The 9662-nt window shown below is 38.7% G+C and carries 11 protein-coding genes and 1 pseudogene; 6 read left to right on the forward strand and 6 right to left on the reverse strand.

Translation table 11 applies throughout. The features are described from left to right. Positions 1–143: pseudogene (locus tag FB6_RS03730) on the forward strand (IS5/IS1182 family transposase); the annotation flags it as partial. A 109-nt stretch (positions 144–252) separates the two neighbouring features. Here FB6_RS03730 and FB6_RS03735 read toward each other — a convergent pair. Then, positions 253–1248, reverse strand: coding sequence for an NAD(P)H-quinone oxidoreductase (locus FB6_RS03735; RefSeq protein ID WP_174558714.1), 996 nt, complete (start codon positions 1246–1248; stop codon positions 253–255). 376 nt (positions 1249–1624) lie between these two features. Here FB6_RS03735 and FB6_RS03740 point away from each other — a divergent pair, with 376 nt between their 5' ends. Next, complete coding sequence (locus tag FB6_RS03740) at positions 1625–2737, forward strand: acyltransferase family protein (RefSeq protein ID WP_174558715.1); 1113 nt, start codon at positions 1625–1627, stop codon at positions 2735–2737. A gap of 58 nt (positions 2738–2795) precedes the next feature. Here the strand turns inward: FB6_RS03740 and FB6_RS03745 are convergent, their stop codons facing one another. From FB6_RS03745 to FB6_RS03755, 3 genes are read right to left on the reverse strand one after another with little or no spacing between them, the layout of a single operon-like run. Next, positions 2796–3050, reverse strand: a complete 255-nt coding sequence (locus FB6_RS03745) for a DUF2798 domain-containing protein (RefSeq protein WP_174558716.1) — start codon at positions 3048–3050, stop codon at positions 2796–2798. Between the two features lie 11 nt (positions 3051–3061). Next, positions 3062–3373: a DUF3861 domain-containing protein gene (locus FB6_RS03750; protein ID WP_174558717.1), complete on the reverse strand. Its 312-nt coding sequence runs from the start codon at positions 3371–3373 to the stop codon at positions 3062–3064. Further along, positions 3370–3891 (reverse strand): PadR family transcriptional regulator, encoded by a 522-nt coding sequence (locus FB6_RS03755; protein ID WP_174558718.1) that lies wholly within the window; start codon positions 3889–3891, stop codon positions 3370–3372. The genes FB6_RS03750 and FB6_RS03755 overlap by 4 nt, the downstream gene beginning before the upstream one ends. Positions 3892–4018: 127 nt before the next feature. On the opposite strand from FB6_RS03755, the gene FB6_RS03760 reads away from it, so the two are divergent. Together FB6_RS03760 and FB6_RS03765 are read left to right on the forward strand one after the other, a co-directional pair. Further along, a complete protein-coding gene (locus FB6_RS03760) occupies positions 4019–4450 on the forward strand; it encodes a hypothetical protein (RefSeq protein ID WP_174558719.1) in 432 nt (143 codons plus the stop codon). A 99-nt stretch (positions 4451–4549) separates the two neighbouring features. Further along, the gene (locus FB6_RS03765; RefSeq protein WP_174558720.1) at positions 4550–4876 is read left to right on the forward strand and encodes a hypothetical protein; all 327 of its coding nucleotides are present in this window, start codon (positions 4550–4552) and stop codon (positions 4874–4876) included. 53 nt (positions 4877–4929) lie between these two features. Here the strand turns inward: FB6_RS03765 and cysN are convergent, their stop codons facing one another. Together cysN and cysD are read right to left on the reverse strand one after the other, a co-directional pair. Further along, positions 4930–6543: a sulfate adenylyltransferase subunit CysN gene (gene cysN, locus FB6_RS03770; RefSeq protein ID WP_174558721.1), complete on the reverse strand. Its 1614-nt coding sequence runs from the start codon at positions 6541–6543 to the stop codon at positions 4930–4932. A 167-nt stretch (positions 6544–6710) separates the two neighbouring features. Further along, on the reverse strand, positions 6711–7619 hold the full coding sequence (gene cysD, locus FB6_RS03775) for a sulfate adenylyltransferase subunit CysD (RefSeq protein ID WP_174558786.1): 909 nt from the start codon (positions 7617–7619) through the stop codon (positions 6711–6713). A gap of 344 nt (positions 7620–7963) precedes the next feature. Here cysD and FB6_RS03780 point away from each other — a divergent pair, with 344 nt between their 5' ends. Both FB6_RS03780 and FB6_RS03785 read left to right on the forward strand, forming a co-directional pair. Beyond that, complete coding sequence (locus FB6_RS03780; protein ID WP_174558722.1) at positions 7964–8506, forward strand: hypothetical protein; 543 nt, start codon at positions 7964–7966, stop codon at positions 8504–8506. A 319-nt stretch (positions 8507–8825) separates the two neighbouring features. Continuing rightward, complete coding sequence (locus tag FB6_RS03785; protein WP_174558723.1) at positions 8826–9653, forward strand: VOC family protein; 828 nt, start codon at positions 8826–8828, stop codon at positions 9651–9653. Positions 9654–9662: the final 9 nt, after the last annotated feature.

Below are 9662 nucleotides of genomic sequence, written 5' to 3' on the forward strand. Positions count from 1 at the left end.
GAAGAATTGGAATTGAGCATGTATTTGGCAGTTTGAAAACCTTCAAAATTCTTGCTGAGCGATATCGCAATCGAGGCAAAAGACTAGCATTAAGATTCAATCTAATTGCTGGAATTTATAACTTGGAACTGAGTGAAAAATGACTTATGAAAGAAATCTAATTTTTCAATGAATTAATTTGAATTATTCATATTATTTTATGCAAAAGAAAAGCCGGACAAACGCCGGCTCTTTATTTTAAAACAATAACTATTAGATGATTTGCACTACAACCTTACCTACATGTTCACCGGTATCCATCACTGCATGCGCATCTTGAATTTGATCAAACTTGAAGGTTTTATAGATCATTGGCAAACATTCGCCTTTTGCCCATAGCGGTGCAACGTGTTGCTGCAAGCCTTGTGCAATTTCGGCCTTTTCCGCTGTGTTACGTGCACGCATGGTGGAACCGGTAATGGTCAGACGCTTCATCATGATTTGACCGAGTTTGACCTCTTTGGCTTTAGCACCGCCTAAAAATGCGATATAGACTAGACGACCATCACGACGCAGCAGGTTTAAGTTCTTTTCCAGATAAGGAGCACCGACCATATCCAAAATCACATCGACACCACCATTGTCAGTTTGCTCATTAATCACTTGCTCGAAGTCTTGAGTCTTATAGTTGATTGCTGTGGTTAAATCAGCAATCGCTGCAACTTTTTCATCTGAACCTACGGTTGCAAAAGTTTTGATGCCAAGTGATTTACACAGCATCAAAGCAGTCGTACCAATCCCGCTCGTTCCACCATGTACCAGTACCGTTTCCCCTGCCTTGGCCTTACCCATCTGGAATACATTCGCCCATACAGTAAAGAAGGTTTCCGGAATAGCCGCTGCCTGTACAAAACTCACACCTTCTGGAATGCTCAAAGTCTGGCTTTCCGGCACCACACAATACTCAGCATAACCACCGCCATTAGTCAGCCCGCAGACTTTATCGCCGACTTTAAATAAAGTGACATCAGTACCGACTGCAACGACCTCACCTGCAACTTCTAGGCCCGGTACAGGTGTCACGCCTTTAGGCATTGGGTATAAGCCTTGACGCTGCAAGATATCTGGGCGGTTAATACCAAAGGCATGGACTTTAACCAGTACTTCATCTGCTTTTGCAGTAGGTACTGCAACAGTTTCATAAGCGAGTTTATCTACCCCGCCCGGTTCAGTAATAATCACTTGTTGCATGGTAGTAGCGTGTGACATAACGTCTTCCCTATCTTTCACTTTTCATCTTTCTTCGGCCTATTTGAACATATAAATGTGTCAGGCTGAACAACAATACACTTATGTATAAGTAAGGCACTATTTAGCAAATTGATAATAGGCTAGTGATGGTAGATCACATTGAATATAGAAAAAATGAGTACAATGCCTTAAGTAAGATAAATTCTTTTTGCGATTTTTTAAGATGGAAGATTAGCTGAGATAAATGCCAAATTTCTCCAACCACTCAAAATAACAATTGAATAGCAAAACTTTAGTCATATTCAATACTTATCATTTTTATCAGTTCAAAAACCCGGCATTGTCTTATTTAAAATAAAGACTAAAATAGCTCAAATTTTTTTAATGCACATTCATGAATCAATATCTTGATATACAGTATTTAATACTGCCCATTTTTATATGCTGCCTCATTCTGAGTTGCTTGATTATAAAAAAATTAATACCGACAAATGCAGCATTTGAATCACTCAGCAGAACATCACCGCTAGATGGATTAAGAGGAGTTTTAGCACTTAGCGTACTGGTACATCACTTTTATATTACATATATCTGGAAAACACAGGGCGAATGGGTGCGCCCAGAAAGTGATCTATTAAATAATATGGGAGCCATACCTGTTTCCCTGTTTTTCCTCATCACAGGTTATTTATTTCTTAATAAAATTCAAAAGAGTGAGATTAACTGGAAGCAGCTTTATATTCTGCGACTAAAACGCATAGTACCGCTCTATGCATTTGTCACTTTCATCGTTTTAGGCATTACCCTCATGTCTATTCACCTGAGTGAATATAGCCTTAGCCAATACATAAAGTGGATCTTGGGTTGGGTTCTATTTAAAGGCAGTTCCCTTGAAACTTTCCCATCACCCCAGATCATTGCCGGGGTCAACTGGACACTACTGTATGAATGGGGCTTTTATTTCTCACTGCCTCTTATTCATGCCTTAGTACATAAAAAAATCAGCAATAAGCATATTTTTGTGATTACTTTTATTCTTTTTCTTGTTGTTTTTTTAGAGACCAAGCGAAGCTTATATTTACTCTTTCTTCTGTCATTCATATCAATCTATTATAAAAATAAAATTGAGGGCTTAATTAAAGAAAAAACAAAACTATTAAATATTCTTTTACCTTCAATCCTGCTGATCAGTCTGATCTTTACCACAGCCTATTCAACGCCACAAAAAATACTTTTAAGTATCGTGTTTGCCTTTATATGCAATGGCTATAATTTCTTTGGCCTATTAAATCACGCAGGTATTCGAATTTTAGGAGATATTAGCTACAGTACTTATCTAATTCATGGCTTAATTTTATATTTATCTTTCTCCATTTTAAACGTCTATGACTTTAGCCAAGGCTTAATCCATTACTATCTGTTATTTCCTCTGGTTTTCTCTGTTGTCGTCATTACTTCATTTGCTACATACCACTTTATTGAAAGACCATTTTTAAAAAGAAAATGAGAAAAAACCCAGCTTATGCTGGGTTTTCTTTATACAAACTTTTTAAATCAGATGGATTTTACGGCGCTGGCGGCATCTGTACAAATTGCATCAGGAATTTACGTACCAGCGGTAACATAATTAATATCAGCGGGAAAGCCAACATCCACGACATGCCCCAAGCATGTAGCCAAATACCAATAAAGCCGTCAACCAAGCCTTTATTCATTAGCATATTAAAGCATGAGATTGATCCACTCATAATGCCTGATAAAAATAACGGCATCAGCCATGCCATGTGTTTGGGGTGAAATTTTGGGAGATTGTTTGACATATTTAACCTATTTAATGCGTTGTTTCAGCTGCTTTAATTGTTTGTTTCATGCTTTTCATAAATTCAGCAAACTGCGGTAAAAAGTCCTTAAATAAAGGATGATTCTTATTTTCTAGCAGTGTTTCACCAAACAGCTTTAAGCCAATGGCAAATGAAGTCACTTTATCACCCTCAAGCACATTCGCTTTTTGAATTAAGGCCAATACCTTAAATAGGTCATCATGGTTGTAAGCATTAAATTGCAATGCTTCTGTGTAATTTGATGGATTACCTTGTGCATCGGCAACGTGTTTTACCGTAATTTCATATTGATGCTGTTTCATGACTTCAACTCCATACGGCTAATTTCAACTGCTGCTTGATCGATTTTTTCTGCAATCTCAAAAACCTGTTCAGGTGTCAGTTCACAGTGCTGAATCTTGATGCGCAATGAGGTCTTGAGGTTTTCCATCGCACGCTTAATGTCTACATAGACTTCGTTGTTATGGATTTGCTTACGGGTATCAAAACGACAGAGGATTTTTTCAATGGTGGTCTGTTGTGCCGCTAAGTGTTGCGTACCTAGAGCAGTAATACTGTACTGCTTGCGCTCGTCTGCATTAAGTTCAGCGTGAATGTACTGTTGTTCTTCTAGGTAATTCAGCGTTGGGTAAATCGTACCTGTACTTGGGCTGTAACCACCACCGACCACTGTGCCGACATCTTTAATGATGTCGTAGCTAAACTTGGGCGCTTGGGAGATGATGTGCAGCACTAATAGCTTCATGTGCCCTGCTTCAAATAGACGCTTACGTGTTTTGACAGGACTTTCGATGTCTGCAATGAGATCTGAATTTGGCATAGCAAAGATACACCTTAAGATTAGTTAAGATATATCTTAATTACTTTATTTAAAATTTCAACTTTTTTATTAATCTTCTAATTTTATTCTATATAATTAAATATAGATTATTGATTAAAATAGATTTATGGAAAATTTCATATTGGGCAGAAACTTTACTCTTGTACCAGAACATTTGGATGTAAATCATATGGTACAAGAAATAATGAATTATCAAGGGAAGTTTTTACGTTTAAAAAATGCCTTTTCACATTGTAAAAACGAAGAAAAATTTATTTCTGAACTAGAAATTTCATATCCTGAACATAAGTATAAATTAGATCGTACATATTGTTACGGTAGAGGATTATCAGAAGAATTAGCTTTCGAAATCGGCAACATAAACAACAAAGAATTACATCCAACTTTAAAAGCCATGATTGAAAATATATCTAGAGAATTAATAAGTAGAGAAAAATGGAAAACTATTGCTGATGAAGTCAGACAGTATTACGAATTACATAATATTAATATCTGGTCGCTAGATTATATGGATTCAAGGTATCGAGAAATTTTCTAATACACAAATGAAATTCTTGAACAATTTAGCATTCTAAAACAATCATTTACTTATAAAATACAAAACAATCAAATGACTGTTGACGAGGCAATTAAATCCATGACCACTCCTAACATTTCTATCCAAGGTAATCAAAATCAAATTCAGACAGGTTCAAATAATCAACAAATAGTAAATCAAAATACTCAAACACCTGAAATATTCGACAATCTCAAAGCTTTTATTGAAAAAATTGAGAATGTATCAGATGATGAGAAGAAACTATTTCAAACACAGATTGATGATCTAAAATCAGACTATTCTCAACCTAATTTTGCTAGAAAATATAGTACTTTTATGTCGAATGCCTCTACACATGTAACAATTGGTACTGCACTATGGCAAAGTGGATTACTGCCATTACTCACTGCTTGCTTACCTACGTAACGAATAAAAAACCCGCCATCAGGCGGGTTTTTTATTTGAAGTGGATCAATCTATTACAGACGAACCAACTCAACAATCTTCTCAGCAACTTCTTCAGCAGTCTCAACTGTATAAGTTACATCTGTGCCTTCAGCAGCATCAGTAATCACAACTACACCAGTTTCACGTACAAGTGCAACTTGTTCCGCAGTTAGACCTGCTTTCGCAATGGCAACCACACCTTGTTGAATCAACAAGCTTTCAATTGCTTGTGCATTTTCAAGGGCTTTTGCAGTAACAGTTACAGCAGCAGGTTTTTGACCTAAACGTGCAGCACGCGCTTCAGCTGTAACAGGTTCGTTGTGTGCAGTCCATTCAACCGCAGCTTCAACCATACCCGCACCAACAGTCACGTTGCTTAAACGGTCAATGAAGATAAATGAACCTGTGTAACGACTGTCATGATAACGGTCGAATACGACTGGCGCATCAAACTCGATAGTAACGTCTGCAATCGCGTTCAAATCAAGCTGTTCAACTTGCATGTGTTCCAATGTGTTCACATTGGTACGGAAGTTAATTTTAGCCACTTTAGCCGGAATGGTTTGAGTACCAAACTTCACGTTATAAAGTTTACCAGGAACCAGCGGCTGATCATTCATCCAAACTACAGATGCACGTGCAGAACGTGAAATTAAAGGCTGTTCGCCAGCTTTGACCAACACGTTACCACGTGAAATATCAATTTCATCGTTCAGTGTTAAAGTCACCGCTTGACCTGCAATGGCATGATCCAGGTTGCCATCATAAGTCACGATTTCTTTTACAGTTGATGACTTACCAGATGGTAATGCAGTAATCGTATCGCCAACTTTTACTTCACCTAAAGCAATCGTACCGCAGAAGCCACGGAAGTCTAAGTTTGGACGGTTTACATACTGAACAGGGAAACGGAATTCGTGTTTGCTGGTATCACGTGTAATTTCCACAGTTTCCAAAGTCGCCATCAAAGTTTGACCTTTGTACCATGGCGTATTTGGAGATGGATTTACCACGTTATCACCATTCAACGCAGAAATTGGCGTGAAGATGATGTTAGCAGGCTTACGGTCACCCAACTGGTTCACGAAGTCGTTGTATTCAGCTTGAATTTCATTGAAGCGCGCTTCAGAAAATTCCACCAAGTCCATTTTGTTAATCGCAACCACAATGTTACGAATACCCAAAAGGCTGGCAATAAATGAGTGACGGCGAGTTTGCGTTTGCACGCCATAACGCGCATCAATCAAGATAATTGCAAGATCCGCAGTAGATGCACCAGTGGCCATGTTACGGGTGTACTGTTCGTGCCCCGGGGTGTCGGCAATGATGAACTTACGTTTTTCAGTAGAGAAATAACGGTAAGCCACGTCAATGGTAATCCCCTGCTCACGTTCCGCTTGCAGACCATCCACAAGTAAAGCTAAGTCAGGTGCATCACCAGTTGTACCCACTTTTTTAGAGTCACGGGTTACGGCTTGTAATTGATCTTCATAAATCAATTTTGAATCGTAAAGCAAACGACCGATTAAAGTCGATTTACCATCATCCACGTTACCGCAAGTTAAAAAGCGCAAAAGGTCTTTATTTTCGTGCTGTTTTAAATATGCCAAGATGTCTTGGCTAATCAATTCTGATTGATGAGACATTGCTCAAAGCTCCACAAATTCTTTAGAAACCGGTTTCTTTTAATCTTTAAATCCACCTAAATCCTCCTTTAATAAAGGAGGACTTACCTCCGTTCATTTTTGGGAGTTCCCCCTCTTTTCAAAGAGGTGAGCAGCACTGCTGCGCAAGGGGAGATTTCAAGATTAATTTAGAAATAACCTTCCTGCTTTTTCTTTTCCATCGAGCCAGCTTCATCATGGTCAATCATACGACCTTGACGCTCTGAGCTTGTGGCTAAAAGCATTTCTTGGATAATTTCCGGTAAGGTATTGGCAGTTGATTCCACTGCACCTGTTAATGGATAACAACCTAAAGTACGGAAACGTACCGATTTCATTTGCGGAACTTCGCCTTCGTTCAAACGCATACGTTCATCATCAACCATGATGAGTGTACCGCTACGTTCTACGACTGGACGTTCAGCAGCAAAATACAATGGAACAATTGGAATTTGCTCCAAGAAGATATATTGCCAGATATCTAACTCAGTCCAGTTAGACAATGGGAATACACGAATACTTTCGCCTTTGTTCACTTTACCGTTGTAAAGGTTCCAAAGTTCAGGACGCTGGTTTTTAGGGTCCCAACGGTGTTTAGAATCACGGAATGAATATACGCGTTCTTTTGCACGTGACTTTTCTTCATCACGGCGCGCACCACCGAAAGCAGCATCAAACTGGTATTTATCAAGCGCTTGTTTTAAGCCTTGAGTTTTCATGATGTCGGTATATTTCGAGCTACCATAATCGAATGGATTAACGCCTGCGTCTTTCCCTTCTTTATTTTGATGCACGATTAAGTCAAAGCCATGCTCTTTCGCCATGTTGTCACGGAATTTGATCATGTCTTTAAACTTCCAGCCCGTGTCTACATGCAGCAACGGGAATGGTAGTTTGGCAGGATAGAATGCCTTAAGGGCAAGATGCAGCATCACTGCAGAATCTTTACCAATGGAATACAACATGACCGGATTTTCAAATTCGGCAGCCACTTCACGGATAATGTGAATACTCTCAGCTTCTAGCTGTTTAAGATGAGTAAGTCTTTCCTCAGTTATGGACATTGACAACACCAGCTCAGATCAACGTGTACTTTAATTACACTTTTAAAAATATATATATTCATTATAGAGATTTAGTTATCACATCTATTGCTTGTTTTATTATATTGATATGCAAATTTATCATATAAAGCTTAACTAATAATGAGTATAAGTTTTTATTAATGATTCACTTAAATTCCGTGGCCTCACTTTAATCCCTTCTCACCGTTACCACAACCCAACATTAAAATGTACAAAATATCACCTGATTGTTAATTCCTCTAAAACATCAGTGTTATTGCTGCTGAAAATTGCATACAGTACGACCTTTCTCTCCCATCCCCCATATTATTTAAATTATGCTTACGCTAGACCGTACTCTTGAATCCGTTAAAACTAGGCTAGAACACGCACAGCTTGCCGGTCATTTCTATCAACATAATGAACAGTTGCTGATCTTGCAGGAAGCGTTGAATGATGATGGTTCAATCCTGAATAATTTTGTGCAACATGAACTCAGCGCTGACCAGATTGGGATGCAATTTGGGCTAAGACTTTCGGATAACCATTTCGACTTTTTGATCGGTGTCACCCATAGCAATCAGGATCGAAGTTATGAAATTGGTGCTGGAAACCTTAAGGCCGATCAAAAAGCCTTTAACTTGCTCTACGCCTTTTATAATTATCCTAAAGCCTTTTATCTGGTCAGCCTTCCACTGACGGCGAATAGTGCACAACTGGAAGATGCCATTGAAACGCAGCTGTTTAGTCAAGCCAAGCTAGACTTTTTAAATACAGCACTCAAGATCAATCCCATGGGACACCAAGTAAACTGGATGAAAGCCTTTATTTTGCAACAAGCGCTGGACATGAAAGTCCGGATCCAAACCTGCTTGCTTTAACATTTGCTTGTATAAAAGTGATTTGAAAGCCCATTCAAGCATCATGGTTTTGGGTCTGTTGAGATTTTATCAATAGATCATCAACAGACTCCAAAATGAGAAATCAAGGATTGATTTCCTGCATCGAAAAGCTGATTCAGCTTAAAACTATAAGTAACTGAATATAAATATTTTTTACAGATCAAAGATGTAGTCTGACAAGCTGCATTTCTCATTCAAAATTGAATATTTTTTATACAATTCGCCTGCATAAACTTACTTGTGTAACACCTGTAGAACGCTACATTATCTGCTGATACGACCCATATAGAGCATAATAATGACTCACTCTATCTACCCTTGCCTGTGGTTTGGAGAAAATGCCCAAGCAGCTTTTGAATGGTATTGCTCTATTTTCCCACAGAGTCACATGATTGAAGTTAACCAGTATGCAGCCAAAGCTAATTTTGCAGGCGTGCCATTTCTAGGAATTAATGGTGGCCCTACTTTCCACCCGAATCCATCCATTTCATTTATGGTCATTTGTGAAACTCAAAGCGAGATTGACCATTTATGGAGTCGGCTGATTGAGGGCGGCTCTACTTTCATGCCATTAGGTCAATATGCCTGGAGTGATTATTACGGCTGGTTGCAAGATCAGTATGGTTTTAGCTGGCAACTGTATTTAGGCAAATTGTCCGATGTGAATCAGCAAAAGATTGTTCCGACGCTGATGTATTGCGGTCAATATCAGGGCCAATGTCAAGCTGCCTTAAATTTTTACCAAAGTCTATTTCACAATTTTCGTACCCAAGGCATTTTAAAATATACCGAAGGTGAATACACCGGACAGGTACAGCATGCTCAGGTCGTGGCCAATAACTTTACCCTGATGGCTATGGACAGCGGAATTCCACAAAGCTTTGAATTTAATGGTGCGGTTTCTCTAATTATTGAATGTGAAGATCAGGCTGAGATTGATTATTACTGGAATGGTATCACGCTCAAAGGTACAGAGAGCCAATGCGGCTGGTGTATCGATCAATTTGGTGTCAGCTGGCAAATTCACCCTGATAATTTAACTGAAATTCTTAAGCAAAATCCACGTGCCCAGCAAGCCGTTTTCAATATGAAAAAGCTGTTGATTCATGATTTGATTCACGCTTGATTCTATCAG

Source organism: Acinetobacter bouvetii, assembly GCF_902753875.1.
In the GTDB taxonomy this organism is placed as follows: domain Bacteria; phylum Pseudomonadota; class Gammaproteobacteria; order Pseudomonadales; family Moraxellaceae; genus Acinetobacter; species Acinetobacter bouvetii_A.

Bases quoted from the DNA above. Each gene is read 5' to 3' on its own strand.
- FB6_RS03735 (WP_174558714.1), bottom strand. From the start codon at position 1,248: ATGTCACACGCTACTACCATGCAACAAGTGATTATTACTGAACCGGGC.
- FB6_RS03740 (WP_174558715.1), top strand. From the start codon at position 1,625: ATGAATCAATATCTTGATATACAGTATTTAATACTGCCCATTTTTATA.
- FB6_RS03745 (WP_174558716.1), bottom strand. From the start codon at position 3,050: ATGTCAAACAATCTCCCAAAATTTCACCCCAAACACATGGCATGGCTG.
- FB6_RS03750 (WP_174558717.1), bottom strand. From the start codon at position 3,373: ATGAAACAGCATCAATATGAAATTACGGTAAAACACGTTGCCGATGCA.
- FB6_RS03755 (WP_174558718.1), bottom strand. From the start codon at position 3,891: ATGCCAAATTCAGATCTCATTGCAGACATCGAAAGTCCTGTCAAAACA.
- FB6_RS03760 (WP_174558719.1), top strand. From the start codon at position 4,019: ATGGAAAATTTCATATTGGGCAGAAACTTTACTCTTGTACCAGAACAT.
- FB6_RS03765 (WP_174558720.1), top strand. From the start codon at position 4,550: ATGACCACTCCTAACATTTCTATCCAAGGTAATCAAAATCAAATTCAG.
- cysN (WP_174558721.1), bottom strand. From the start codon at position 6,543: ATGTCTCATCAATCAGAATTGATTAGCCAAGACATCTTGGCATATTTA.
- FB6_RS03780 (WP_174558722.1), top strand. From the start codon at position 7,964: ATGCTTACGCTAGACCGTACTCTTGAATCCGTTAAAACTAGGCTAGAA.
- FB6_RS03785 (WP_174558723.1), top strand. From the start codon at position 8,826: ATGACTCACTCTATCTACCCTTGCCTGTGGTTTGGAGAAAATGCCCAA.